This window comes from Chloroflexota bacterium (assembly GCA_026708035.1).
Taxonomy (GTDB): domain Bacteria; phylum Chloroflexota; class UBA11872; order UBA11872; family UBA11872; genus JAJECS01.
This window is the reverse complement of the sequence record JAPOVQ010000029.1, coordinates 18,881-44,834: the sequence shown is the minus strand read 5'-3', so window position 1 is coordinate 44,834 and position 25,954 is coordinate 18,881. Positions and strand designations below refer to the sequence as shown.

Genomic DNA, 25,954 nt, shown 5'->3' with positions numbered 1-25,954 from the left:
CCACCATTTCCTTGCGTTGACGGAGAATTCAAGGCGTTTCTAAGATCGCCCGCAACAGGCTAGCACGGGAAACGAGCAAAACAGTGGCGCCATTTGACGAGAACGGGGCGGACGCCGCGCCACCTGACGTCGTATCCGGCACCGCGTTTCAGCGGGCCATGGCGGCGAGCCTGGAGTGGCTCGAGGCGAACTCGACCCGCATTGACAGGCTCAACGTCTTTCCCGTGCCGGACGGCGACACCGGCACCAACATGGTGCTGACGATGCGGGCGGCGGTGGAACAGGCCGCTCGGTTGGAATCGCCCACGGTCGCCGAGGTTGGCCGCGGCCTGGCTCGCGGGGCGCTGCTGGGCGCCCGCGGAAACTCCGGGGTGATCCTCTCGCAAATCCTGCGTGGAATGAGTGAAGGATTGGCGAAGTTCGCGCAGTGCGGTCCGGCCGAGCTCGCCCAGGGGATCAAGCACGCGTCGCGGGCCGCCGACGAGTCGGTGACGAATCCCGTCGAGGGCACCATCCTCACCGTGGCTCGGGACGCGGCAAAGGCCGCGGTGTCGAACACCGTGGACACGTTGGAGGACCTGGGGACCACCGTCGTAGACGCGGCGCGCACCTCAGTTCGACGGACGCCCGAGCAGCTGGCCGTGCTCAAGGAAGCCGGCGTCGTCGACGCGGGCGGCCAGGGCCTGCTGGTGATCTACGAGGGATTGCTGCGCAACCTGCGCGGTCTCCCGCCGCCGGAAATAGTTGCCGAGGATCGCGGCGTGGAGGTGTTTTCGGAGTTCGCCGTAGCCCATGGCGCCGACGAGCACGGTTATTGCACGGAGTTCGTGATCCTGGGCGAAGACATGGATCCCGACGTGGTTCGCGAAACGATGGGCGAATACGGGGGCTCGTTGCTCGTGGTGGGCGACCCCACTCTCATCCGCGTGCACATGCATACCGAGACGCCGGGCGAGGCGCTGACCGCGGCGATGTCCTATGGCCCGCTGGACGCCGTCAAGGCCGAGAACATGGATATGCAGCAGGCGGAGAACTTTGCGACGGCCGCCACGGAGGCGTCGGCTGCAACAGTCGCGCGCGTTCCGGTGGTGGCGACGGCTACCGGCGAAGGCCTGACGCAAGTGTTCGAGAGCCTCGGCGCAACCGTCGTCGAGGGCGGGGCCAGCATGAATCCGAGCGCGGGCGACATCCTTGCGGCCGTCGATGGCCTCGACGGCGACTGGGCGGTGGTCTTGCCCAACAACAAGAACATCGTGATGGCCGCGCGCCAGGCGGCCGAGGAGTCCGACAAGGACGTGCGAGTGGTGGGTACGCGCACGGTGCCCGAGGGAGTGGCCGCGATGGTGGCGTTCAACGCCACGGCCGAGGTGGATGTGAACGAACGCATGATGGAAACGGCGGCGGGCGACATCACCACGCTGGAAATCACCCAGGCCGTGCGCGACGCCACCATCGGCGGCTTGACCATCAAGGAGGGGGACTACCTCGGCCTCCAGGACGACGAGTTGGTCACGACCGGCCAGGCCCCCAATGACCTGGTGAAGGGCATGCTCGAGGGGCTGGCCGACGACGAGCCCGAACTTGCCACCGTCTACTACGGCAGCCGGGTGGCGTCGGAAACCGTTGAACAGCTCAGCAATGACCTCGAGGCGAGCTTCCCGGACCTGGAGGTCGAAGTTATTCCGGGCGGCCAGGAGCTTTACGACTACGTCATCTCGGTCGAATAGCGCGTGAGTGGCGCCGGCGCGCCGACCACGCAGGCCATGGTCGAGCGGATTGCGGAAATCCTGCGCGCGGAGCAGCGCACCGGATACCGCGACTCCGCCGTCGGCGACGGGCTTTCGCGCTGGCTCGAGCGCGACCTCGGCGACCTGCCGCCGGACATCGCCGCCGCGCTGCGACGCCTCTCCAAGTACTCATCGCTGAAGCCGGCAACGCGGCAGCATCTGATCGAGACCGTGCTGCCGCTGCTGACTACCGATCACAAACCCGAACCAACGGGCAGCCTGGACGATCAGATCACCGAGCTGTGGGGCATCGGGGCCACGGCGGCCAAGCGACTGCGCAGCCTGGGGATTTCAACGGTCGGCGATTTGCTGCGACATGCCCCGCATCGCTACATCGACCACAGCGCGATGGTTTCCATTTCCGACGTCAACGCCGGGGAAGACGTGACGCTGGTCGGGTCGATCGTGGACGTTGCCTCGCGACGCGCGCGGACCCGTCGTCTGAGCATCACCGAGGCGGTCTTGCACGACGACACCGGCCAGATCACCGCCGTCTGGTTCAACCAACCGTATCTCGCGAACACGCTGGCCGGGCGGCCCAACGTGGCGCTTGCGGGGCGCGTGGAGTACGGCCGGAACGGGCTGCAGCTGACGAGTCCGGAGTATGAGCTGGACGCGGCGGAGCGGCTCCACGCCGGCCGCTTGGTCCCGGTCTACCCCTTGACCGCGGGCGTCACGCAGCGCCAGTTGCGGCGGTGGGTGTCCGCGGCCGTGGATTCGCACGCCCACCTCTTGGATGACCCGCTGCCGGACGCGCTGCGAAAGCGCCGCGAGTTGCCCGGCGTGGCGGACGCGGTGGTGATGATGCACCGCCCGGACTCGGCGGCCAGCGCCGAATCCGCGATGGCGCGCCTCGCGTTTGACGAGCTGCTGGTCTACCAGCTCGCGATCCTCACCCACCGTGGGCGCTGGCGTGACTCTCAGCCCGGCCGACCGATTGAATTCGACCGCGACGCGATGGCGGACTTCGGCGCCAGGCTGCCGTTCACGCTCACCGACGATCAGCGCCGGGCGCTGGTTGACGTTCTCAATGATCTGCGCCGCGACACACCAATGAGTCGGCTCGTGCAGGGCGACGTGGGCTCGGGCAAGACCGCCGTGGCCGCCGGCGCGCTGTTCGCGGTATGCCGTGCCGGCTGGCAGGGCGCCATGATGGCGCCAACCGAGGTGCTGGCCGAGCAGCACGCACAAACCCTTGCCGACCTGCTCGGGCCGCTGGGCGTGCGCGTTGAGCGCATCAGCGGCGGCATTCCCGCCGCGGCCAAGCGGCGGCTCTGGCGCGAGGTCGCTGCGGGCGAAATCGGCGTGGTCGTAGGCACGCAGGCGCTCATCCAGCAGAGCGCACGATTCGCTCGCCTGAACCTCGCCGTCGTGGACGAGCAGCATCGCTTTGGCGTGCAGCAGCGCGGGGAGATCCGGGCCAAGGGCTACAACCCGCATCTGCTGGCGATGACCGCCACCCCGATTCCGCGCACCCTGGCGCTGACCTTCTACGGAGACCTGGACGTCACGTCGATACGCGAGATGCCCGGTGGGCGGAAGCCGGTGCGTACGGCCTGGGTGCCGAAGTCGCGCCGAGCCGACGCCTACGCCTTCCTGCGTCAGCAGGTCGAAGCCGATGGGCAGGCATTCGTGATCTGTCCGCTGATCCAGGAGTCGGAATCGCTCCAGGTTCGATCCGCCAAGGACGAGTTCGAGCGTCTCACGACGCAGGTCTACCCCGATCTGGCGCACGCCATCGGACTCTTGCACGGGCGCCTGAGCGCCAAGGCCAAGGACGCGGTGATGCGAGCCTTTCGGGACGGCGAAGTGAAGATCCTCGTCGGCACGGCGGTTGTGGAAGTCGGCATCGACGTGCCGCAGGCCACCGTGATCATGATCGAGGGCGCCGAGCGCTTTGGACTGTCGCAGCTGCACCAGTTGCGCGGGCGCGTCGGGCGCGGCGGACAGCAGAGCCATTGCCTGCTGCTGAGCGACACCACGGACGCCACGGAGAACGCCCGACTGCGCATCCTCCAGAACGTTCACGATGGCTTTGAGCTCGCGGAGCGCGACCTCGAGCTGCGCGGCCCCGGCGATATCTTGGGCACGCGTCAGCACGGGTTGACGAGCTTTCAGTTTGCGAGCGTGAGTGACATGGAGATGATCTGGCGGACCCGTGAAGACGCCGAAGGCATCATCCAGGCCGACCCGGAGCTTGAGCGCCCGGAGCACGCCCGGCTCGCGGCCGCCGTTCAGTCCATGCTCCAGGAGAGCGAATGGAGCTAGGCTTCCATCCCGTCGGCTCCCGCGGCGAAACCTGAGTGGCATCCAGGGGACGCGGGCTCCGGGTTGTGGCAGGCGAGCTGCGCGGGCGCGGCATCCAGGTCGCGCCGGGCACGCGACCGACGATCGATCGCCTGCGGGCCGCCATCTTCGATTCCTTGGGCGCTCCACCGCCGGCGCGGGTGCTGGATTGCTACGCGGGCTCCGGCGCGTTTGGGATCGAGGCGCTCAGCCGCGGCGCCGAGCGCGTGCACTTCATTGAACGAGACGCCCGGGCGTGCGGGGTGATTCGCGCCAATCTGCGCCGGCTCGGGCTGGAACACGCCGGCAGCGTTGAGCGCGCCGATGTGCTCCGCGCCGATCTGGCGGCAGGGGGGCCCTACGGGTTGGTCCTGGCGGACCCGCCCTACGCCGATGATCCATGGGTGTCGCTGATGGACCGGCTGGCTCGGCCGGGCGTCCTTGCCGCCGGTGGCTTGATTGTTGCTGAATTCAGCGCGCGGCGCGCCGCTCCCGACTCCCCGCCAACATGGCAGGTGTGGAAGACCCGGCGTCATGGTGATGGGGCTTTTGCCATCTACTGCCACTTGGGGAACGGGAAGTCCGATGACGAGCGAACGTCGCTATAATCGCGCTCGCATCCCCAGCGGCTTTGCCATATGCGGGCGCTTTTTGCTGCCACATTCGACCCGGCGACTAACGGGCACTTGGACCTGATCGCGCGCAGCGCGGCATTTCACGCCGAAGTCGTGGCCGGGGTATACGAACAGCCGGTATCGCGCACGCTCTTTTCCACTGAGGAACGCGTCGCGCTGGTGCGGGAGGCAACCGCACACTTGCCCAACGTCTCCGTGCGCGACTATCGGGGACTCACGGTAGACTTTGCGCGGGACATTGGAGCGAGCGTATTGGTGCGCGGTCTGCGAGCAGTGTCTGACTTTGAGTATGAATTTGCGCTGTCGGCCATGAATCGCCGTCTCGCGCCGGAGTTGGATACGGTGTTCTTTCTCTCAGCGCCCGAGCATGCCTACGTCAGTTCGTCGTTGGTGCGGGAGATCGGTGCCCTTGGCCGAAGCGTGGCGCCGTTTGTGCCAGCAAACGTTGCCACGGCCGTGGCCGCGAAGTACGGCGATGCGTCGCCGAGGAGGTAGCTAGCCATCGATCTCATCAATCTGATCGAACGTCTTGAAGCCTTGGTGACCGCTGCCCAGCGCGTGCCGATGATGCGTCGCATCGTGATGGACGAGCGCACCCTGCTGGAGATCGTCGACGAAATGCGCATTCGCATTCCGGAGGAAGTCCGGGAGGCGCGGCGGGTGCTGCGGGAGCGCGAGCAGATTCCGCAATCGGCGCAAATGGAGGCCGAGCAGATCATCCAGCAGGCGCGTGAGCAGGCTGATCAAATGCTGCGCGACGAGGAGATCGTCCGCCAGGCCGAAGCGAGGGCCGAGCAGATCATCGAGGCGGCGGAAGAGCGAACCGAGGCGTCGCGAGAGGAAATGGACGTCTACGCGCTCAACATGCTGCGCGATATCGAGCATCGCCTGATTTCTCACCTGGCGAGCATTCGGCGCGGCATTTCGGCGCTCGACGAGGATTCTGCCGGTATCACGGAAATCGGCGACGAAGAGACCGTCTAGGCCGCTCACCCCTCTGATCATCGTGAACGACTTCGTCTTCAACGTCGCGGCATTCGTGCGTGAGCCGCCCGGCACCAGCCGGCGGCACGACGTCCTTGCGCCGCCCGAGGCGCTCAACGTCGCCGAATTGGCCACCTCGGTGGCTGGCCGCGTGCGCCTGGTGCGCTTGAGCGGCGCCATCCACGCATCCGGCGAGTTCGAAGCGTCCGTCGAGCAACCGTGCGCGCGATGCCTGGAGCCCGCCCGCCAGACCTTGCGCTTCGAGGCCGATGGCGAATTCTTGATCGACCCGGACGGGGCTGCGACCGAGGAAGCGGGTCTCGAGGCGGTGTGGCCGCTCGACGATCAGCACAACCTCGATCTCACGCCGTTCCTGGCCGAGGGACTGATTGCCGCACTGCCGCTCATGCCGGTGTGCCGGCCCGAATGTCCCGGATTGGAAAGCTCCGAAGAGCCCGCCGAAGCGGCCATCGATCCGCGCTGGAGCCGGCTGGCCGAGCTTCGGGCCACAATGTTTCCTGAAATGCCGGGAACTAAGGGATAATGGGAGCCTATGGGAGCTCAACCTAAACGTCGGCTGACGCGCTCGCGCCGCCGCCGCCGCCGAAATCAAATCCGCGTTGCCAGCCCGACCCTGGTGCGTTGTCCAACCTGTCACGCGCTGATGCGAAGCCATCACGTCTGCGCAGTTTGCGGCAATCTGCGTGGCACGGTGGTCGTTGAGCCGAGCGAGCAGGCTGCCAAGTATCGGTAGCAGGTGCGGGCGGCGGTGACCACCGCCGGCAGGCCAGGGATTGCCTACGTCTTTCCGGGACAGGGCGCCCAAGCGGCCGGGATGGGCGCGGATCTCTATGCCCGATCCGGCGCCGCGCGCGCGGTGTTTGCCGCCGCGGACTCGGCCTTTGGCGACGATCTGGCCGCGCTTTGCTTCCACGGACCGTCGGAGGCGCTGCACCCAACCCGGGTGCAGCAGCCGGCCGTCGTGGCCGTGGCCCTGGCGGCGTTTGCCGCGTTCACCGAGGCCCTGGGCCACGCCGCGCGCAGCGACGGCCATTCCCTTCCGGTGCGCGCCTTGGCAGGGCACAGCGTGGGCTTGTGGGCCGCCGTTGCCGTCGCCCGGTCGCTTGACATTCGCACCGTGATGGCCATGGTCGCTACGCGCGGAGCGGCGATGCAGCAGGCCGCGGCGCGCCGGCCGGGGCGCATGAGCGCCGTGCTGGGCCTGGATCCGGATCAGACTGAAACCGTCGTCGCCGAGATTCGCGCGCGTGTGCCGGGGAGCTATCTCTCCGTCGCCAATGTCAACACGCCCGGCCAGGTGGTGGTTGGCGGAGACCTGGAGTCGCTGAACGAGCTTCCCGCGGCGGCCAAGGCAGCCGGAGCGCGGCGGGTGGTGCCGCTGGACGTTTCGGGGGCGTTTCACACGGCGGCCATGCTGCCGGCGCGCGACGTGATGCGCGAGCGCCTGCTGGCCGCGCCGCTCGCGGATCCCCAGATTCCGGTCATCGCCAACATGGACGGCCAGCCGCTGCACACGGCCGCCGAGTTGCGCGTGGAGCTTGCCGAGCACGTGGCGGCCCCGTTGCAGTGGTGGCGCGGTGTGGGCACACTCGGTGCGTTGGGTGTGACCCACATCGTGGAATTCGGGCACAAGGGCCTGCTGACGAGCATGCTGCGCCGCGCAAGGCAAGACGTTTCCCTGCTCAACGTCTACGATGCTGATTCGGCCGACGCCGCGGCGAAGGAACTGCGCAATGTCTGACCCCATAGCTGGCCGCCTGACCGATCGGCGGACGTTGATCACGGGGGCGTCGGGCGCGTTGGGCGAGGCGTACGCGCGTCGCTTGGGGGCCGAGGGTGCGCGTCTGGTGTTGCACTACAACCGCAACGAGACCAAGGCGCGAGAGCTCGCCGCCGCCATCCAGGACGCGGGCGGCTCGGCCGTGGTCGTAGGAGGCGAGCTATCGACCACCGAAGGCGCCAACCACGTCGTGGATGAGGCGATCCGAGTCCTCGGTGGCCTGGACGTGTTGATCAACAACGCCGGCATCATCCGAGACTCGCTGCTGATGCGGATGCGGGACGAGGACTGGGACGACGTGATTCGCACGAATCTCCGCTCGGCCTTCGCCTGCTCCCGACGGGCGGTGCGGGGCATGCTGCGGCAGCGCGACGGGCGGATCATCAACATCTCCTCGGTGGCCGGCACCGGGGGCAACGCCGGTCAAACGAACTACGCGGCCGCCAAAGCCGGGTTGGTCGGATTCACCCTTGCGCTGGCACGCGAGGTGGCCGCTCGCGGGATCACGGTGAACGCCGTCGCGCCGGGATTCGTCATTTCCCCGCTGACCGATGACCTCGAGGGGGAGCTTCGCGAGTGGATCATCGACCGAATTCCGCTGGGGCGCTTCGCCACGCCTGACGATGTTGCGGGCGCGGTGGCGTTTCTGGCATCCAGCGACGCTTCCTATATCACCGGGCAGGTCATGACGATCGACGGCGGCCTCCACATGGGATGACGCCGAGTGCTTGAAAAAGTGCTGGTGGCCAACCGCGGTGAAATGGCGGTTCGAGTTATTCGGGCGTGTCACGATCTCGGGATCGAGACGGTGGCCATTTACTCAGAGGCCGATGCGGATAGTTTGCCGGTGCGGATTGCCGATGAGTCGGTGTGCATCGGTCCCGCGGCCTCGAGCGCGAGCTACTTGAATGTCCCCAATATCATCGGCGCCGCGCTCAACACCGGTGCGGACGCGGTGCACCCCGGCGCCGGCTTCCTGGCCGAGAATGCCTACTTTGCCGAGGTGTGCGCCCGCTACAACCTGATGTTCGTGGGACCGGCCCCCGACACGATTCGATCGTTGGGCGACAAGGTTCAGGCCCGTGCGGCGGCTGTGGCGGCGGGCCTGCCCGTCGTTCCCGGGTCCGAGGAGCCGGTGCGAGACGCCACCCATGCGCGTCAAATCGCGCGCGATATCGGGTTCCCGGTCGTGCTCAAGGCGGCGGCCGGCGGCGGGGGGCGCGGCATCCGACCGGTTGCCGATCCCGACGAGTTGACCGGGCTGTTCTCGCTGGCCCAGGCCGAAGCGCGCGCCTCCTTCGGCAGCGGCGACCTTTACGTCGAAAAACTGATCGAGTCGCCCCGTCACGTCGAGGTGCAGGTGATCGGTGACGGTACGACCGTGGTGCACGCGTGGCATCGCGAGTGCTCGATTCAACGCCGCTATCAGAAGCTCATCGAGGAGGCCCCGGCGCCCAATCTGCCGCATGGTCTGAGCGACGACATCACGCAGGCCGCGGTGCGGCTGATGCAGGCGCTCGACTACCGCAGCGCGGGCACCGTCGAGTTCCTGGTCGACGCGAGCGGTGATTTCTTCTTTATGGAGGCCAACGCCCGCATTCAGGTGGAGCACCCCATCACCGAAGCGATCACCGGTCTCGACGTGGTTGCCGCGCAACTCGCTATCGCCGGGGGCGACTCGCTCGGCGTATCCCAAGAGGACGTGGGCCGGAATGGCCATGCGATCGAGTTTCGATTGACCGCCGAAGATCCGACGCGCGACTTTCGACCGGATTCCGGGCGGATCGCGCGGCTGCACCTTCCGGGTGGCTACGGCGTGCGCGTGGATACGCACGTGTATGCCGGCTATGAGGTGCCGCCGTTCTACGATTCGCTGCTGGCAAAGCTCATCGTGTGGGGCGAGACACGCGCGGAGGCCGTCGATCGGGCGCGTCGCACCCTGGCCGAAACACTGATCGAGGGCCCAGCCACCAACCTGGCCTTTCACCAGGCGGTGCTGGACGACGCGCAGTTCGCCGAAGGTACCTACGACGTGGGATATGTCGAAGCCCTGCACGACCGGGTGGCCGGCGTAACGGCCTAGCGGTGGCTGCACGCCCGCGCCGCGACCGACGCGCCGCCCGCGAAGCCGCCATGCGCCTGCTGTTCGAAGCGTCGATGCGCGGCGGTGATCCGCTGGACCTCTTCGCGTCGCGACAACACGAGCTGGGCCTGGCGGCTGACGCGCGGGCCTATACCGCGACCCTTATAGAAGAAGTCGCTGCGCGTTTGGGTGACCTCGACGCGACCATCAGCGAGTTGGCCCCCGCATGGCCTATCGCCCAGATGGCCCAGCTCGAGGTGGCGATTCTGCGAATCGGCATCGCCGAGATCGACTCCGGTCGCGTGCCGCCGGCGGTAGCGATCAACGAGGCGGTGGAGCTTGCGAAGCAATATTGCACGGAGGGCGGGCGGCGTCTCGTCAACGGCGCGCTGGGAACTCATGTGAGGCGACAGGCGGACTCGCCGGCGTCGTAGGCGGTAGGCTTGGCTATGGACGCAGACCGACCCGCCGAGCGCCCAGAGGATCCGGCGGAGGCACCTCAGGAGCCGGAGGTCGAAGAAACCGGCGGCGTGATGACGCTGCGCGAGCACCTCCAGGAGCTCCGCACCCGCCTCACCATTGCCGTGCTGGCCGTCATCGTGGCGAGCCTGATCGTGTGGCCGTTCAAGGATCTCGTGTTCGAGGTCGTGCAGTATCCGCTGCCGCGCGGCGCCATCTTGCAGCAGATTTCTCCCACGGAGACCCTGTTCACGTTCTTCATGATTTCAATCATCGTCGGGTTGGGCATCGCCAGTCCCATCGTGCTGTATCAGGTTCTGGCGTACGTGGCGCCGGGTCTCTATGAGCACGAAAAGCGCTGGCTGTACTTGAGCATTCCGGCGATCGCGGTCGCGTTTCTCATCGGGGCGGCGTTCGCGTGGTTCGTGGTCTTGCGCTTCACGGTTGGGTTTCTGGCGGGATTCGCGCCAAGATCCATTGCCACGGAGTTCACTGTCGCGACCTGGGTCACGTTCGTCCTACGAATCCTGCTGGCGGTTGGCATCGCCTTCGAAACGCCGTTCTTCATCTTTGCGCTGGCGAAGATCGGCGTCGTGAAGGCCAGCACCCTGGGTAAGTACCGCCGCTACGCCATCGTCGCGATCGTGATCCTGGCTGCCGTCATCACGCCCACGCCGGACCCCTTCACCCAGTTGTCGGTGGCCGTGCCGGTCTACGCGCTCTATGAGATTGGCGTGGTGCTGGCCCGCGTGGCGGCGCCCGAGGATGAACCGGAGGAGGCCGACGGCCCGGCCGGCGCCGAACCGGCGGTGAGCACTTAGTCGGAGTCGCCTAGCCCGCAGTCAGAGCTTGCGGGTGGGCGGCGTGGCCGGCAAGTCGAGCTCCAGTTCCCGCAGCTCGCGCCGCATGTCCGCCGGCGGAGCGGCTGCCACGCGCCAGCGGTCGCCGGCCGGATCGGTGAATTCGAGCATCCAGGCATGCAGCAGTTGGCGTGTGGCCGCGGGCGGCTGCGGCCCGTAGCGGGGATCGCCCAGCACCGGGTGGCCAATGGACGCCAGGTGCACGCGGATTTGATGCGTCCGACCCGTGCGCGGGCGCACGTCCAGCAGCGCGGTGCTCGCGCTTGCCGCGCACACCGTGTAGGCCGTCTGGGCCGGGCGGCCCGATCGGGTAACCGCCATGTGGGTGCGGCGGGTCGGGTGCCGGCCGATGGGGGCATCGATCTCGGCGGCTGCAACCGTTGGGCGGCCGTGCACCCCGGCCAAGTAACGCTTGCGGACTTCGCGGCGCTCGAACGCCTGCTGGAGCGAATGGTAGGCCGCTGCCGTTCGGGCAATGAGGACGACGCCCGAGGTGTCGCGATCTAGGCGGTGCACGATGCCGGGACGGCGCGGATGGCCAATTCCGGCCACCTCTGGATAGTGGGCGAGCAGCTGGTGGGCAAGCGTCGCCGGCTCGTCGGCGGCTCCCGGGTGCATGACCAGCCCCGGCCGCTTGTCCACGACGACGAGATCGGGCGTTTCGAGCAGCACAGGCATCGGGCTGGAATCGGGCGCCAGGGAGCTGCGGGTCTCGTCGATTTCAACCACGACGTTGTCGCCGGCGGACACGCGATAGTCGGGATCCTGGGTCTCGTCGTTGACCAGGACACGCTCGGCCTGAATCAGCCGGGCCGCGCGCGTGCGGCTCAACGCGGAGGAGGCATCGGCTACAAAGCGGTCCAACCGGCGTCCGGCGGCGGAATCGGAAACGACGAGGCTCTGCGTGTCCGTGCTCACGTTCGCGACCTGGCCGTCACCTCCGCGCCTGCGCGTGGCCGCTGCCTATACTCGTGCCGGACGCGCCCGATTAGGGCCGTCCTTCTCATGGGGAATGGCTCCGGCGGTGCTGCGGCGCAATAGCAATGTCTTGCTCGAGATCACGGAAACCGTGCTCCTGGCATTGCTGATCTTCTTCGGCACGCGAATGGTGGTGCAGAACTTTCGCGTGGACGGCGGCAGCATGGTGCCCGTGCTTGAGAACGGGGAGTTTCTCCTGGTGAACAAGCTGGCATACGTCGCCGCGAAGCCCGATCGCGGCGACGTGGTCGTGTTTCGATCTCCAGCCAACCCCGAGGAGGACCTGGTGAAGCGAATCGTCGGGCTGCCGAATGAGACGATCGAGTTCCACGACGGCGGCGTCTATGTGGACGGTCGTCGCCTGGATGAAGACACGTACTTTGCCGGAGTCACCGCGCCCGGGAAGGACCGCAGCCTGGTCGTTCCGGAGCAGGGATACTTCGTGCTCGGCGACAATCGGGGGCAAAGCATCGATTCGCGGTGGTTCCGCGTCGTGCCGGAGGCGGCGATTGTCGGCAAGGTCTGGCTGGTGTATTGGCCGGTGGGCAGGTTTGGCGTGCTGCACGGCGCCCCCCCAGGTTTCGAGCCGGCGCCGGAACGCATCAGCTTGCTCCCGGCGGCGTAGCCCGCGGCGTTTCGTCGTCGCAGGGCCACGCCTCGATCAGGCGGCGCTTCGTTTGGTCCAACGATTCCGGGAGCACCTTGGTGTCGGCGGTCACGGCCATGAAGCTGGTATCGCCCTCCCAGCGAGGCACGAGGTGGAAGTGCAGGTGGGCGGGGATGCCGGCGCCGGCGGCGCGGCCGAGGTTCATCCCGACATTGAACGCATCAGGTCCCAGCGCGTCGCCCAACGCCATCCGCCCTTGCGTCAAGAGGTGCATCAGCTCGGCCGCCTCCTCGGGCGTAAGGTCCACGATGTCCGCCACGTGGCGATAGGGCAGCACCATGAGGTGCCCGTTGTTGTAGGGAAACAGGTTGAGGGTGGCGTACGTCAGCCGCCCGGCCTTGACGATCAGCTCGGGAACGCCGGCCGCGGTCTGGCGGTCGGTGCAAAACGGGCAATCCGATGTCTCGTCGGTCGCCGCCGCCACGTACTCCAATCGCCACGGGCTCCAAAGTCGCTGCGAGACCATCTGGGTGTCCCGGGGGCCTGTCTGCGGATGGTACCGAGCGTGGCCCGCTCGCGCTGATACGATCGGCGGATGAGCCTTAGCCGTTTTCACAGTCCGGTCGCCCGGGCGATGGAGCAGAACCCGCTGCGGCCGAACTGGTCGATGCAGCGGCCTGGTGTGCTGAGCCTGGCCTTCGGGTTTCCAGACGCCGCGAGCTTTCCGTATGACGATCTGGGCCGCGTGAGCCGCGATCTCATGGCGCAGCGAAATGCCGACGCGCTGCAGTATGGCCCCGTTTCCGGTCCCGAGCCGTTGCGGGCCTTTGTTGCCGACTGGGTTCGGGCAACCGAGGGCTTGCCGGTGGGTCCCGAACACGTGCTCATCACGAGCGGCGCGTCGCAGGCCATTGTGCTCACCGCGCGTTTGCTGGTGCCGGCCGGCGGGACCATTCTGGTTGAGTCGCCCACCTTCATCGGCGCGCTGTGGTTTCTACGTGGGCTCGGTCTGGAGATCGTCGGCGTTCCGGCGGATGTGCAGGGGATTGACCCTGACGCGCTCGAAGGAACGGTGCGGCGCCTACGCGGCGCCGGCACCGAGGCCAACGTCGTCTACACCATGCCAACGGTTCACAATCCGATCGGCACCAACGCGTCGGAAATCCGGCGACAGGAACTGGCCGACGTTGCGCAGCGCCTCGACCTAGTGCTTCTTGAAGATGACGCCTACGGCGACTTGATCTTCGACGGCAGTCGCCCGACGGCGTTATATGAGCTGGCCGGGCCCGAGCGGGTCATCAAAATGGGCACATTCTCGAAGCTCGTGGCCGGCGGTATGCGGCTGGGCTGGGCCCTGGCCGATCCGGACGATGTCGCGACCATGTGCAGCTTGAAGGCTGATAGTGCGAGCAGTCCGTTCGCGGCTTGGACGGCGGCGGAATACTTGGCTGGCGGCGCGTTGGCCGAACGCGTGCCCGCGCTGCGCACGCTCTATCGAGCTCGGCGTGACGCCATGCTCGAAGAATTGGAGCCGTTGGCCCGGCTTGGCTGCACCTGGACTCGACCGGTGGGCGGATTCTTCGTGTGGCTCACGCTGCCCGAGGGCACGGACAGCGAGGCGATTCGCCCCGCGGTTGAGGACCACGGCGTCACCTATCTGGCCGGCCACCACTGCTTCGCGGACGGCGCGCGGCGCCGCGACATTCGGCTAGCGTATAGCTATCTGCCCGAGGACCAGATTCGAGAGGGCGTGCGGCGACTGGTGCGGGGGCTAGAGGCGGTCCTGGCGAACTAGGGGAGGCGCCTCGCCGCCGATGCGGACCGCTGCGGCACGGTGGCTTCCACGCCCGACGCGGGGCCATCGCTCGGCGTGACCGGGGCCGTCCACTCCACAGCCACCGCGGCCCAGGAAAGCCCAGCCCCAAAGCCCACCAGGACAAGGCGGTCGCCTTGGTTCACGCGCCCCTGGCCGATGGCCTCGCAGAGGGCGATTGGGATCGACGCCGACGACGTATTGCCGTACACGTCCGCGTTGACGATGACCCGCTCGTCCGGCAGGCGAAGCTCATTGGCGACGGCGTCGATGATCCGCAGATTGGCTTGATGCGGAATGAAGAGATCGAGGTCGCTGGGCTGCCACCCCGCGCGCGCCATGGCCACGGCGGCCGCCCGAACGGTGGCCTTGACGGCGAACTTGTAGACCGCTCGCCCGTTCATCGAAATCAGATGCAGGCGGTCACGAACTGATTCCATGCTCGCTGGCAGCTTGCTGCCGCCGGCGGGAATGTGCAGCAGCGGAGCTCCGCTTCCGTCGGACCCCAGCGAATTCCCGCGGATCCCGCCCGTCGCGCTGCCTTGCATGACGACGGCGCCCGCGCCGTCGCCGAACAGAACGCAGGTTGAGCGGTCGGTCCAATCGACGACTCGTGACATCGTCTCGGAGCCAATCACCAATACGGTCTGCACCGACCCGGCGTCGATGAGCGCGCGCCCGATTTCCAGCCCGTAGGTGAAGCCGGCGCAGGCGGCATTGAGATCGAACGCGCCGGCACTGCGGGCCCCAATGGCGTCCTGGATCAGGTTGGCCGTTGCGGGCATGGGCGTTTCCGGCGTGAGCGTGGCGACGATGACCATGTCGACGTCGGCGGCGGTCAGCCCCGCCTGGTCCAGCGCCCGCGTGGCCGCGTCAAGTCCCAGGCTGAAGGTCGTGTCTCCGTCGTCCGCGATTCGCCGCTGCCGGATGCCGGTCCGCGACACGATCCAGGCGTCGGTGGTGTCGACCATCGATTCGAGATGGGCATTGGTCCAGATTTGCTCCGGGACCGCCATTCCCCATCCGACGATCGTGGCCGACATGGAACCTCTCGGTGTAGACGAAAAGCGACCGCCGTGGCGGCCCGCGTCGCAGAATAGCGCGAAGCCGAATCATGTTCGACCGGCTGGGGACGGCAGGCAAATGACGATCGGGGACCCATCCCGCGATATACTCGCAGCGGCGCGCCTATCCCATGTTTGCGCCAGCCCTCATGGCATCAGCACGGATACCCATGGACGATCGAGTCGTTGTTACAGGCTATGGGGCGGTGACGCCACTCGCGGATAACGCCGACGAGACGTGGCGGGCCGTTCTGAGCGGACAGAGCGGCATCGGGCGGATTACGGCCTTCGATACCTCCGCCTTTACGTCGCAGATCGCGGGCGAGGTCATCCCGTGGGACCCCAAGGCGAAGCTCGGCGCCAAGCACGCGCGCCGCACCGATCGGTTCACGCAGTTTGCGCTGGAAGCGTCGCGGGCGGCGCTCGAGCATTCGGGCTTCGATATCACCGATGCCAACCGCCACCGCGTCGGCGTCTACATCGGCACCGGGATCGGCGGCCTGGTGTTCTTGCAGAACCAAACCGACGTGCTGCGCGAACGCGGCCCGTCGCGCGTGAGCCCCTTCCTCATTCCGCTCATCATCGGCAACATGGCCGCCGGGATGGTCTCGATGGAGTACGAGATCGAGGGGCCCAATCTCGCCATCGTCTCCGCCTGCGCCACTGGCGCGCACGCCATCGGCGAGGCGGCCGAGGTGATCAGGCGCGGTGAGGCGGACGTCATGCTGGCGGGCGGCACCGAAGGCGCGATCTCTCCCATTGGTCTCGCCGGATTCTGCGCCGGACGGGCGCTGTCGACGCGGAACGACGAACCCGAGCGCGCGTCGCGTCCGTTCGATAGGGATCGCGATGGATTCGTCGCCGCCGAGGGCGCCGGAGTCGTGATTCTCGAGTCCTATGCGCATGCGACGGCGCGTGGGGCCGAGATCTGCGGCGAGCTGTTGGGCTATGGCGCGTCCGCCGACGCCTTCCACATGACCCAGCCCCCGGCCGATGGCCGCGGCGCTCGCCTCGCCATGGAGAACGCCCTGCGCAACGCCCGGCTGGACAGCGCCGACATCGACTACGTCAACGCGCATGGCACCGCCACTGAACAGGGCGACGCCGCCGAGACCCAGGCCCTCAAGGGCGTCTTCAACAGCGGGGCGGCGGATGTTCCCGTCAGCTCCACGAAGTCGATGATGGGCCACCTCATTGGCGCCGCGGGCTCCGTGGAGCTCATTCTGTGTCTGCAAGCCCTGCGGGATAACGTGGCGCCGCCGACGATCAACTACGAGGTGCCGGACCCGGCCTGCGATTTGGACTACGTGCCCAACCAGGCTCGCGAGTTGCCGCTCCGCCGGGTGATGTCGAACAGCTTCGGTTTCGGAGGGCAGAACGCCGCGCTGATCGTCGGGTCAGACGCCGGCTAAGGGTGGTCGCCGCGGCGTGAACGTCAACGTTCGGCAGCGCGTGACCGCCGTGCTCGATGCGATGCGCGACTTGAATCTCGCCGAGCTCGAGATTCGAATCGGCTCGGAGCGAGTGAGCTTGCGCCGGGCCGGGTTCTCGGCCGTACGTGAAACAGCGGGCGCGCCGGCTGTCGCCGCACCGGCCGAGCCGGCCGGCCACCTGGTGCGGGCGCCGCTGGCCGGCACATTCTTCGCCACGCCCAAGCCTGGCGACCCCGCGTTTGTGCAAGTGGGCCAGCAGATTCGCGAGGGCGACTTGGTCGGTCTCGTCGAGGCCATGAAGGTGTTCAACGAAGTGCTGTCCGATGTCGACGGCCGCGTGGCGCGCGTTCTGGTGCGCAGCGGCGACGGCGTGGCCGCGGGCCAGCCGCTGCTGCGCGTGGACGCGGAAGTCTCAGCCCAGGGTGGGTATCCTTAGCCCATGTCGACCGTGATCACCGCCGTACGTCGCCGTCCTTCCATCGTGGTGTCCGACGCCCTGCTGATTGGCGCGTTCACGGTGATGATGTGGCCGGCGGCGCACGCCAAGGTCGAGGCGGAGCCCGTTCCCTATACCCTTCAGGTGTTGATGGTGCTGCTGGCCGGCCTGCTGCTCGGCCCCTGGCGGGCCGGCGCCTCCATGGGCCTCTACGCCATCATCGGATTCGCCGGAGCGCCCATATTCGCTCGTGGCGGCGGGCCGGCCTACTTCTTCTCGCCGACGGCTGGATACATCTATGGATTTGTCATCGCGGCGGTGGTGGTGGGCCTGACCGCGCAGTTCCTGCGCCGGCGCTTCGAAGCCCGATCGGACGGCAGCCAGGGGGTGATCGAGCGATTTGCCAAAGTCGAGTTGCCGGCCGCGCTGGCGGGCATTCCGATCATCTACATCTTTGGCGTCAACCACCTTGCCCTGTACTATCTGCTCGCCACTGACAAGTCCAATCCGTGGGGGCTGGCCTGGCTCAATGGCGCCGGGATATTCATCTGGTACGACGCCATCAAGGCCGCCATCGCGGCGACTATTGCGAGCAGTGCCGGGCTACACAGAGAGAGGTAAGGCGTGGCAACGTTTGAACGGGTAGTGGCCGTAATTGCCGACAAGCTTGATATTCCCGCCGAGGACATCGGGGAGGAGTCGAAGTTTGTCGAGGACCTCAACGCCGACTCGCTGGACCAGGTTGAGTTGATCATGGCGCTCGAGGACGAATACGACATCACGATTCCCGACGAGGACGCCCAGAAGATCGTCTCCGTCAAGGACGCGCTGGACTACATCGATACGAACGTCGAGTCCGGCTAGGACGATCGCGGATCGGCCGTAGCTGCAGGCCTTCGGTCCGCCGTTCGCGACCGGCGCCGTCGCGTGACGGCTTGGTCGCGGCTTAGCCTGTTGCACGCGGGTACTATCGGCAGCGCCGACGATGCGGACTAGCACTGATGCCGAGCCGATGACCGTGGGGCAGCCCACTCGGGCCGATTCAGCAAACGCCCACTTCGAAGCGGCGCGCGAGGTCCTGGTTGCCGGCATCTCGGGGACGGCGCGCGAGAACGCGGCGCTGGGGCAGGCCATGCTCGCGGCCAGCGGGGAAGGCCCTTACATCATTGCGCCGGATGGGCGCCGGTTTCTGGACTATTTCTCCGGCTTCGGCTCCGTCATCCTCGGATATGACCACGCCGGCGTGCGCGGGGCGATCGAGCAGGCGCTCGACATGGGCATCATCCACGGGCCCGAGACGGTCTATCAGGAGCAGCTCGCGCGACGCATCGTGAACCTGGTGCCCTCGGCCGAGATGGTGCGATTTGCCAATTCGGGCTCGGAAGCCACGATGGCGGCGATCCGCCTCGCGCGAGCGCACACCCAACGGGCAAAGATTCTCAAGTTCGAAGGCCACTTCCACGGCATCCACGAGCACGTGCTCTACAACACGCATCCGGAGCCTCGCACCGTGACGCCCGGTGAGATCGTGGAGACCTCCGCGGATTCAGCGGGCATCCCTTCGGCGTTCGCCGATGCCGTGATCGTGGCGCCGTGGAACGACCTATCCGCCGTGACCCATGCCTTCGCGCGTCATGGGTCCGACATCGCCGCCGTCATCATGGAGCCGATCAACTACAACGCCGGCGCCCTGCTGGCGGACATCGGGTATCTGCGGGCCGTGCGCGAGATCACGCGCGATCACGGCAGCGTGCTGATCTTCGACGAGGTCCTGTCGGGATTCCGCACCGGAACCGACTGCGCGCAGGGCTTCTACGGCGTTACGCCCGACGTGACGCTGCTGGGCAAGGCGGTGGCGAACGGCGTGCCGCTGGCGGTCATCGCGGGTCGGCGTGAGGTGATGTCGGAGCTCGCGCCGCTGGGCCAGTCGGCGCACAGCGGGACCTACTCCGGCCACATCTTCGGCGTCAAGGCGGCGTTGGCCACGCTCGATGCGCTGGAAGCCCCCGGTGTCTTCGACGGCGAAACGGGCCTGCTGGCGATGTCCGAGCGGCTGTACAACGGTTTGCGGGACATCTTCGAGCACCGGGACATTCGCTGCCGCGTGCAGGGCGTGGGGCCGCGATTTGCGCTGTACTTCGGTCTCGACCCGGACGTGGAGCCACGGGCCTATCAAGACATTGCCGGACACGACTCCGACACCCTGAAGCGATTCGCGCGAGCCTGCTACGCGCGCGGCGTCTATTTTCACGTATACGAGGTCGTGGTTGGCCACCACGGCTTCGGGACCGCCCATGACCCAGAGGTCATCGACGACACGCTGAACCGGGTGGACGCCGCGTGTGTCGACCTGATGGCCGACTGAGGCCGTAGCGCTCTAGAACAGCCCCATCGCGACGGACGACTGGGCCCACGCCAGGATGCCGCCGCCGACGATGCCAAGCGCCAACGTCGCGCCCGCGGTGGCCGCGATGACGGCGGTGTGCAAGTCGGCCACCTCGGCGGACGCCTCGCCGCCAGGCGCCGCCTCGGCTTCAGGATCGCTCATGAACATCTGCACGATGACGCGCAGGTAGTAGAACGCCGACACGACCGACGTCACGACCAAAACGATGGCGAGCCAGCCCAGATCCGACTCAACCGCGGCCTGCAGGATGTAGAGCTTGCCGAAAAAGCCGGTCAGCGGCGGGATGCCCGTCAGTCCCAGCATGAAGACCGCCATGGCCGCGGCGGGCAACGGCGAGCGCTGCATCAGGCCGCGGAAGGCGGAGATCTCGTTGCTTCCGGTCTGGTACTCGACGACGTGCGCGACGGCGAACGCGCCGAAGTTCATGAAGGCGTAGACGAAGCCGTAGAACAGCACCGACGGCAGTCCCACGAAGTCGAAATAGGCGAAGCCGGTGTCGGTTTCAACCCGCGTGACCGCCGCGAGGCCGACCAGCATGTAGCCGGTGTGAGCGATGCTGGAATACCCGAGCATGCGCTTGATGTTGGACTGCGAGATTGCCACGAGGTTGCCCACGATCATCGTCACGCTGGCGATGATGGCGAGAGCCAGGGCGACGTTGAGCACCACTGCGGGGTCGGCGCCCGTGTCGGCGCCCTGGAATCCGAACCCGAGCCCGACGACGCGCGCCAGCAGCGCCACGGCGGCGACCTTTGGGCCCACGGATATGAATGCGGCCAGGGGCGTGGGCGCGCCCTGATAGGCGTCCGGCGTCCACGCGTGGAAGGGCACTGCGGCGACCTTGAATCCGAAGGCGACGAGGATGAGGCCGATGGCAAACAGCATCCACGGGCTGGCGCCGACGGTCATGATGCGCTCGGCAAGCTCCGGAAAGTAGGTCGTGCCAGTAAGGCCGTAGGTCCAGGCGATGCCGTATACGAGAACCGCGGTCGCGAAGGCCCCGAGCACGAGGTATTTCATCGCCGCTTCGACCGAATCTCGGCGGAACCGGGTCATGGCCGTCAGCACGTACACCGGCACCGCCATCAGCTCCAGGGCGATGAAGGCCGTCACCCAATCGACGGCGCCGGCCATGAGCAGCATGCCGCTGAGCGAGAACTGCAACGTGGCCGCCGTCTCGGTGAACGGCACGCGCTCGAAGCGTTGGGCGACGGTGAGGACGGCGAGTGATCCGACGACCAGGAACAGGGCGCGGAAGAAGGTTGAGAACCCGTCGATGACCAGCTGACCGCTGAAGATCTCGAGCGCGCCGCCGTCGATCGGCTGCCGCAGCGCCATCACGATGCCCGCGGTGGCATTGGCGCCCAGCGCGATGCTTACCGACCACCAGCGGTCGTCGTTGCGCAGGATCGCCGTCCAAAGCAGCAGCAACATCGCGCTGCCCGCCACGATGATCTCCGGGAGGATCCAGGTCAGGTCGGCAGCGTTGACTTCGCCCATGGCGCTAGCTCACCAACCCGGCCGTGGCGCCGGTGATCATGTCCACAAAGGTTGCGGGATAGATGCCGATCCATAGCACCAGCACGGCCAGCGCGGCGAAGGCCGCACCCTCTACGCGGTTGATGTCGCTGATCGAGCTAAGCGCGTCGTTCCGCATGCGACCCAGCACCACGCGCTGGTACATCCAGAGCATGTAGGCCGCCGCGAGCACCACGCCGATCGCGGCCGTTACTCCCGCGCCGATGCCGTAGTCGAAGGCGCCGACCAGGACGAGAAACTCGCCCACGAAACTGCTCAGCATCGGCAGCCCCAGCGAAGCCAACGTGAAGAACCCAAGCGCAACGGCATACGCCGGCATCCGCGCTACCAGTCCTCCCATCTCCGCGATCTGTCGGGTGTGGGCGCGGTCATAGACCACGCCGACGGCGAGGAACAGGGCGCCCGTGACCAGCCCATGGCTCATCATCAGGATGATGGCGCCGTCGATTCCCGTCTGCGAGCCGCTGAAGATGCCAAGGGTGACGAAGCCCATATGGCTCACGCTCGAGTAGGCGATGAGCTTCTTGAGATCGGGTTGGACCATGGCGACGAGGGCGCCGTAAATGATGGCCACGATCGACAGCGCGATCAGCAGCCCGCGCAGGTCGGCCACGGCGTCGGGCGTCATCGGCAGCATGAAGCGCAGGAAACCGTAGCCGCCCATCTTGAGCAGCACGCCCGCCAGCAGCACGCTGCCGCCGGTCGGGGCCTCCACGTGGGCGTCGGGCAGCCACGTGTGGAATGGGAACATCGGGACCTTGATCGCGAAGGCGAGCAGGAACGCCACGAACACCCACCGTTGCAGCCCAATCGCGGCGTCCTGCATGTGCGCCGGGATGGCCTCAATGTCAAAGGTGCCGGTGTTGAAACGCAGCGCCAGAATCGCCACCAGCATGAGCACGCTGCCGGCGAAGGTGTAGAGGAAGAACTTGATCGTCGCGTAGATGCGGCGCTCGCCGCCCCAGATGCCGATCATCAGGTACATCGGGATCAGCATCATTTCCCAGAACACGTAGAACAGGATGAAATCGAGCGTCACGAACACGCCCATCATTCCGGTCTGCAGCAGCAGCAGATTCAGGAAGAACTCGCGTGCTCGGGTCTTGATGGTGAGCCATGAAGTGGCCGCGACCACCGGCCCGAGGATGCCCGTCAGCAGCACCATCAGGATCGAGATGCCGTCGACCCCCAGCTTGTAGTTGATGCCGAGCGCCGGAATCCACTCGGCGAACTCGCCGTGCTGATACGCCAGCTCGGGATCGAACTCGGTGTTGAAGGTGATGACGATGATGATCGCGAGGATCAACTGAGCCAGGGTGGCGCCAAAGGCCGACAGAGCTTGCAGGTCGCGGGTGCGCGCGAGCAGCACCAACGGAATGCCAATGAGCAGCGGCAGCCACAGCAGCAGCGACAGCAAGGGAAGGTTGAGCGCGGCTTCGCCGCTCATGTCGCGTTCCCCCCGAAGATCATCAGCCCGCCGATGACCAGCACGATGCCCACGACCATGAGCAGGGCGTAATTCTGCGCCTGGCCGGTCTGCAATCGCTGCATTTCGCCGCTCAGGCGGCGCGTGACGGCGCCTGACGCATTGACCAGGCCGTCGATCACGCCCGCGTCAAATCCCCATGACACCACGGCGATGGCGCGGGTCAGCATCACCAACAGGCCGTCACCGAGATGGTCCATGTACCACTTGCGCTGAAAGAGCTTCTCGGCGCCCGGAGCGAGACGGCGCGCGGCGTCTGGGATCGGCACGTTTCGTCGGTAGGCGAGATAGGCGATTGCCACGCCGGACAAGGCCACCACCGTTGAGATGATGGCGAGTGCCACCGTGGGCGGAGTGCCGGCGCCCTCGAGGTGGATGATGCCGGCAGTCTTGTAGAGATATTCGTGGAGAAAGCCGTGCTCGGGCGGAATGCCGAGGACCGCGCCCGCGACGACCGCGCCGACCGCCAGGATGCCGAGCGGCAGGGTCATCACCCAGGGCGATTCATGGGCGTGGTCGTGCAGCTCCTGGTTCCGCGGCTTGCCATGGAACGTCATCAGGATCATGCGCAGCGTGTAGAACGCCGTCATGAGCGACACCACCAGGCCGACGATGAAGAAGAGCCAGAAGATGCCCGCGCCGTGGTCGGCGGCAAGTGACGCGCCCGCGGGTGCGGTGGCCTTCAGGAACGCGCTGGCCAGGATCTCGTCCTTGCTCCAAAAGCCGGCGAGCGGAAACACGGCGGCGAGGGCCAGGCCGCCGAGCAGGAAGGTGCCGTAGGTGAGCGGCATCTTGCGCCACAACCCGCCCATCTGGCGCATGTCCTGCTCGTCATTGAGGGCGTGAATGACGCTGCCGGACCCAAGGAACAGCAGCGCCTTGAAGAACGCGTGCGTCGCCAGGTGGAAGATGGCAATGGAATACGCACCGGCCCCCAGGGCCACGAACATCAGCCCAAGCTGGCTCACGGTCGAAAACGCCAATACGCGTTTGATGTCGGTTTGGACCAGGGCGATGGTCGCGGCGACGAAGGCCGTGACCGTACCGATAGCGGCGACGAATATCAGGGCCTCCGGCGCGACCGTATAGATCGGGTTCATGCGCGCCACGATGTAGACCCCCGCCGTGACCATGGTGGCGGCGTGGATCAGCGCGCTGACCGGCGTGGGGCCTTCCATCGCGTCCGGCAACCACACGTGGAGCGGGAACTGCGCGGACTTGCCCATCGCGCCGATGAACAGCAGGAAGGCGATGGCCGTGGTTATGGCCGGGTCTTTGTCGCCAATGACCTCGAAGATCTCGCGATAGCGGAGCGTGTCGAAGTGCAAGAACGCCAGGACGATGCCGATGATGAACCCGAAGTCGCCGATGCGATTGACCAGGAAGGCCTTGGTGGCGGCGATGTTGGCGCTGTGCCGGTCGTGCCAGTAGCCGATCAGCAGGTACGAGCACAGCCCCACCATTTCCCAGAAGATGAAGAGCTGGAGCAGGTTGTCCGACATGACCAGCATGACCATGCTGAACACGAACAGCGGGATCCAGGTGTGGAAGCGAGACTTCGCCGCGTCGTGGTCCATGTAGCCCACGGAATAAAGCGCCACCAATGCGCTGACGCCTGTCACCACCAGCAGCATGACGACCGCCAGCGGGTCGAGCAGGAAGCCGATGTTGACGGCGAACGTCCCGGAGTCGACCCAGGGATAGAACGTCCAGCCGGGCTGGTCCGCGGTGATGCCGCCAATCCACAGCGCGACGGTGAGCACAAATGAGCCAAGAATGGCGCCGGTGGAAATCCAACCGGTCGCGCGCGGAATGCGCCGCCCCGCCACGCCGTTGACGACGAACCCCAACAGCGGCGCGAATGGGATCAGCCAGACGACCTCAAACACGGCCGCCGCCTTGCAACGCGAGGTTCGCGGTCATCCGCGCAGATCGTCCAACTGGTCGATGTTGACCACGGGGAACACGCGACTCAGGGCGACGAGGATCGCCAGACCGACGGCGACTTCGGCGGCCGCGACGGTGAGCGAGAAGATGACCATCACGTTGCCGGCCATGTCCTCGAGGAAGGTGGAGAAGGCCGCCAACGTGAGGTTGGCGCCGTTGAGCATCAGCTCGATCGAGATGAGCATCACGATGATGTTGCGGCGCAGCAGCGTGCCCAGCACCCCGAGCGAGAAGAGCAGGCCGCCGACGACCAGGTAGGCGTTGAGATCCATCAGGAAGCAGCCTCGCCCGATTCGCCGGTCTCGGCGGCCTCAGGCATGGCTTCGAGCTCACGATCGAATCGCCGCGCCAGGATGATCGCGCCGATGGCCGCGACCAACAGCAAGACGCTGGCGACCTCGAAGGGCAGCAGGTACTCGCTGAACAGGACCGCGGCGATGGCCTGGGTGCTGCCGCCGAGATCCGAGATCGTCTGCGGCGGAAAGGCCCCCAGAAACGCCTCGCGGACTTCGGGCGTGCCCACGCCGACGAACACGGCCTCGATCGCCAGCAACACGGCCAACGGCAGGGCCAGCCACAGCTGTCGGTGGACGAATCGCTCGTGCGCGATTCCACGCATGTCCAGCATCATCAGCGTGAAGAGAAACAGCACCACGATGGCGCCGGCGTAAACGATGATCTGAACCACGGCGAGGAAGCCGGCGCCCAGGATCACGAACAGCCCGGCCACGTGGAAGATCACGTAGACCAGCGACAGGGCGGAGTGCACGGGGTTTCGCAGCGCCAGCACCCCCACGCCGCCAGTGACGGCCATGAAGGCGAGATACCAGAACGCGATGACTTCGGCGAGGTTGTCAGTCATCGCCGAACCACAGCCGGGGACGTGTTCCCGGACCGATGTTTTGGTCTTCAAGCGACCGGTTTTCGAGGTCGTGCTCGTAGATGTCGATCATCTTGAAGCCGTCGATGACGAGACCGCGGCGATCCTCGGTGACGAGGTGGAAGTCGTGCGTCCGCTGTAGCGCGTCAACCGGGCAGGCCTCGATGCAGAAGTAGCAGAAGACGCACCGGCCCACGTCGAAGAGATAGCGGTCCACCACGCGGGTGCCGTCTTCCCCCTCGCTCGTGTCGACCCGAATCACGTCGTTGGGACATGCCGTCTCGCACAGCCCGCAGCCCACGCAAGTGAGCCCATTCGTGACCTCGTCGCGGCGCATGCCCACCTGGCCCCGGAAGCGATAGGCGATGTCGCGCACGTTCTCGGGGTACATGATCGTGGCGGGCTTGCGTGCGCCCACCCTGAACACGGTGGCGAAGCCCTTGAGGATTCCTGAACCTAGCGGCATTGC

At 66.7% G+C, this 25,954-nt stretch carries 28 protein-coding genes; 19 read left to right on the top strand and 9 right to left on the bottom strand.

What is annotated here, in order from left to right; all coding sequences use genetic code 11:
- Positions 1-83 precede the first annotated feature (83 nt).
- The 12 genes from OXG33_12230 (at position 84) to tatC (ending at position 10,856) form a co-directional block, all read left to right on the top strand.
- A complete protein-coding gene (locus OXG33_12230; protein MCY4114683.1) occupies positions 84-1,727 on the top strand; it encodes a DAK2 domain-containing protein in 1,644 nt (547 codons plus the stop codon).
- Between the two features lie 3 nt (positions 1,728-1,730).
- Positions 1,731-4,055: an ATP-dependent DNA helicase RecG gene (gene recG / locus OXG33_12225; GenBank protein MCY4114682.1), complete on the top strand. Its 2,325-nt coding sequence runs from the start codon at positions 1,731-1,733 to the stop codon at positions 4,053-4,055.
- Between the two features lie 65 nt (positions 4,056-4,120).
- Entirely contained in the window at positions 4,121-4,681 is a 561-nt protein-coding gene (gene rsmD, locus OXG33_12220; protein ID MCY4114681.1) for a 16S rRNA (guanine(966)-N(2))-methyltransferase RsmD, read from the top strand.
- A gap of 30 nt (positions 4,682-4,711) precedes the next feature.
- On the top strand, positions 4,712-5,203 hold the full coding sequence (gene coaD / locus OXG33_12215; GenBank protein MCY4114680.1) for a pantetheine-phosphate adenylyltransferase: 492 nt from the start codon (positions 4,712-4,714) through the stop codon (positions 5,201-5,203).
- A 45-nt stretch (positions 5,204-5,248) separates the two neighbouring features.
- Entirely contained in the window at positions 5,249-5,692 is a 444-nt protein-coding gene (locus OXG33_12210) for a hypothetical protein (protein ID MCY4114679.1), read from the top strand.
- Between the two features lie 22 nt (positions 5,693-5,714).
- A complete protein-coding gene (locus OXG33_12205; GenBank protein MCY4114678.1) occupies positions 5,715-6,236 on the top strand; it encodes a DUF177 domain-containing protein in 522 nt (173 codons plus the stop codon).
- A 9-nt stretch (positions 6,237-6,245) separates the two neighbouring features.
- The gene (gene rpmF / locus OXG33_12200; GenBank protein ID MCY4114677.1) at positions 6,246-6,446 is read left to right on the top strand and encodes a 50S ribosomal protein L32; all 201 of its coding nucleotides are present in this window, start codon (positions 6,246-6,248) and stop codon (positions 6,444-6,446) included.
- Between the two features lie 15 nt (positions 6,447-6,461).
- Positions 6,462-7,454 (top strand): ACP S-malonyltransferase, encoded by a 993-nt coding sequence (locus OXG33_12195; GenBank protein MCY4114676.1) that lies wholly within the window; start codon positions 6,462-6,464, stop codon positions 7,452-7,454.
- Positions 7,447-8,211 (top strand): 3-oxoacyl-[acyl-carrier-protein] reductase, encoded by a 765-nt coding sequence (gene fabG, locus OXG33_12190; GenBank protein MCY4114675.1) that lies wholly within the window; start codon positions 7,447-7,449, stop codon positions 8,209-8,211. Before OXG33_12195 ends, fabG begins: the two co-directional genes overlap by 8 nt.
- A 6-nt stretch (positions 8,212-8,217) precedes the next feature.
- Positions 8,218-9,576: an acetyl-CoA carboxylase biotin carboxylase subunit gene (locus OXG33_12185; GenBank protein ID MCY4114674.1), complete on the top strand. Its 1,359-nt coding sequence runs from the start codon at positions 8,218-8,220 to the stop codon at positions 9,574-9,576.
- 2 nt (positions 9,577-9,578) lie between these two features.
- Entirely contained in the window at positions 9,579-10,010 is a 432-nt protein-coding gene (gene nusB / locus OXG33_12180) for a transcription antitermination factor NusB (protein ID MCY4114673.1), read from the top strand.
- Positions 10,011-10,025: 15 nt separating this feature from the next.
- Positions 10,026-10,856, top strand: a complete 831-nt coding sequence (tatC, locus tag OXG33_12175) for a twin-arginine translocase subunit TatC (GenBank protein MCY4114672.1) — start codon at positions 10,026-10,028, stop codon at positions 10,854-10,856.
- A 21-nt stretch (positions 10,857-10,877) separates the two neighbouring features.
- Here the strand turns inward: tatC and OXG33_12170 are convergent, their stop codons facing one another.
- The gene (locus OXG33_12170) at positions 10,878-11,813 is read right to left on the bottom strand and encodes an RluA family pseudouridine synthase (protein MCY4114671.1); all 936 of its coding nucleotides are present in this window, start codon (positions 11,811-11,813) and stop codon (positions 10,878-10,880) included.
- 106 nt (positions 11,814-11,919) lie between these two features.
- Between OXG33_12170 and lepB the strand changes: the two genes are divergently transcribed.
- On the top strand, positions 11,920-12,498 hold the full coding sequence (lepB, locus tag OXG33_12165; GenBank protein MCY4114670.1) for a signal peptidase I: 579 nt from the start codon (positions 11,920-11,922) through the stop codon (positions 12,496-12,498).
- Here the strand turns inward: lepB and OXG33_12160 are convergent.
- Entirely contained in the window at positions 12,476-13,006 is a 531-nt protein-coding gene (locus OXG33_12160; GenBank protein MCY4114669.1) for an HIT domain-containing protein, read from the bottom strand. The genes lepB and OXG33_12160 overlap by 23 nt on opposite strands.
- A gap of 69 nt (positions 13,007-13,075) precedes the next feature.
- Here OXG33_12160 and OXG33_12155 point away from each other — a divergent pair, with 69 nt between their 5' ends.
- Positions 13,076-14,275: a PLP-dependent aminotransferase family protein gene (locus OXG33_12155; GenBank protein MCY4114668.1), complete on the top strand. Its 1,200-nt coding sequence runs from the start codon at positions 13,076-13,078 to the stop codon at positions 14,273-14,275.
- On the opposite strand, the gene OXG33_12150 is transcribed toward OXG33_12155, so the two are convergent.
- Positions 14,272-15,336 (bottom strand): ketoacyl-ACP synthase III, encoded by a 1,065-nt coding sequence (locus OXG33_12150; GenBank protein MCY4114667.1) that lies wholly within the window; start codon positions 15,334-15,336, stop codon positions 14,272-14,274. The two genes, OXG33_12155 and OXG33_12150, sit on opposite strands and share 4 nt — an antisense overlap.
- Positions 15,337-15,527: 191 nt before the next feature.
- Here OXG33_12150 and fabF point away from each other — a divergent pair, with 191 nt between their 5' ends.
- From fabF to OXG33_12125, 5 genes are all read left to right on the top strand, one after another.
- Positions 15,528-16,769, top strand: a complete 1,242-nt coding sequence (fabF, locus tag OXG33_12145; protein ID MCY4114666.1) for a beta-ketoacyl-ACP synthase II — start codon at positions 15,528-15,530, stop codon at positions 16,767-16,769.
- A gap of 16 nt (positions 16,770-16,785) precedes the next feature.
- Positions 16,786-17,226: a biotin/lipoyl-binding protein gene (locus OXG33_12140; GenBank protein ID MCY4114665.1), complete on the top strand. Its 441-nt coding sequence runs from the start codon at positions 16,786-16,788 to the stop codon at positions 17,224-17,226.
- Positions 17,227-17,229: 3 nt separating this feature from the next.
- On the top strand, positions 17,230-17,847 hold the full coding sequence (locus tag OXG33_12135) for a biotin transporter BioY (protein MCY4114664.1): 618 nt from the start codon (positions 17,230-17,232) through the stop codon (positions 17,845-17,847).
- A 3-nt stretch (positions 17,848-17,850) separates the two neighbouring features.
- Positions 17,851-18,090, top strand: a complete 240-nt coding sequence (acpP, locus tag OXG33_12130) for an acyl carrier protein (protein ID MCY4114663.1) — start codon at positions 17,851-17,853, stop codon at positions 18,088-18,090.
- A gap of 121 nt (positions 18,091-18,211) precedes the next feature.
- A complete protein-coding gene (locus tag OXG33_12125) occupies positions 18,212-19,591 on the top strand; it encodes an aminotransferase class III-fold pyridoxal phosphate-dependent enzyme (protein MCY4114662.1) in 1,380 nt (459 codons plus the stop codon).
- 12 nt (positions 19,592-19,603) lie between these two features.
- On the opposite strand, the gene OXG33_12120 is transcribed toward OXG33_12125, so the two are convergent.
- Genes OXG33_12120 through OXG33_12095 form a run of 6 tightly spaced genes read right to left on the bottom strand, consistent with a single transcriptional unit; the run spans position 19,604 to position 25,951 of the window.
- Positions 19,604-21,133: an NADH-quinone oxidoreductase subunit N gene (locus tag OXG33_12120; GenBank protein ID MCY4114661.1), complete on the bottom strand. Its 1,530-nt coding sequence runs from the start codon at positions 21,131-21,133 to the stop codon at positions 19,604-19,606.
- 4 nt (positions 21,134-21,137) lie between these two features.
- A complete protein-coding gene (locus tag OXG33_12115; protein ID MCY4114660.1) occupies positions 21,138-22,619 on the bottom strand; it encodes an NADH-quinone oxidoreductase subunit M in 1,482 nt (493 codons plus the stop codon).
- The gene (gene nuoL / locus OXG33_12110; GenBank protein MCY4114659.1) at positions 22,616-24,547 is read right to left on the bottom strand and encodes an NADH-quinone oxidoreductase subunit L; all 1,932 of its coding nucleotides are present in this window, start codon (positions 24,545-24,547) and stop codon (positions 22,616-22,618) included. The genes OXG33_12115 and nuoL overlap by 4 nt, the downstream gene beginning before the upstream one ends.
- Positions 24,548-24,577: 30 nt before the next feature.
- Positions 24,578-24,880 (bottom strand): NADH-quinone oxidoreductase subunit NuoK, encoded by a 303-nt coding sequence (nuoK, locus tag OXG33_12105; GenBank protein ID MCY4114658.1) that lies wholly within the window; start codon positions 24,878-24,880, stop codon positions 24,578-24,580.
- A complete protein-coding gene (locus OXG33_12100; protein ID MCY4114657.1) occupies positions 24,877-25,467 on the bottom strand; it encodes an NADH-quinone oxidoreductase subunit J in 591 nt (196 codons plus the stop codon). The genes nuoK and OXG33_12100 overlap by 4 nt, the downstream gene beginning before the upstream one ends.
- The gene (locus OXG33_12095; GenBank protein ID MCY4114656.1) at positions 25,460-25,951 is read right to left on the bottom strand and encodes an NADH-quinone oxidoreductase subunit I; all 492 of its coding nucleotides are present in this window, start codon (positions 25,949-25,951) and stop codon (positions 25,460-25,462) included. Before OXG33_12095 ends, OXG33_12100 begins: the two co-directional genes overlap by 8 nt.
- Between the last annotated feature and the right edge of the window lie 3 nt (positions 25,952-25,954).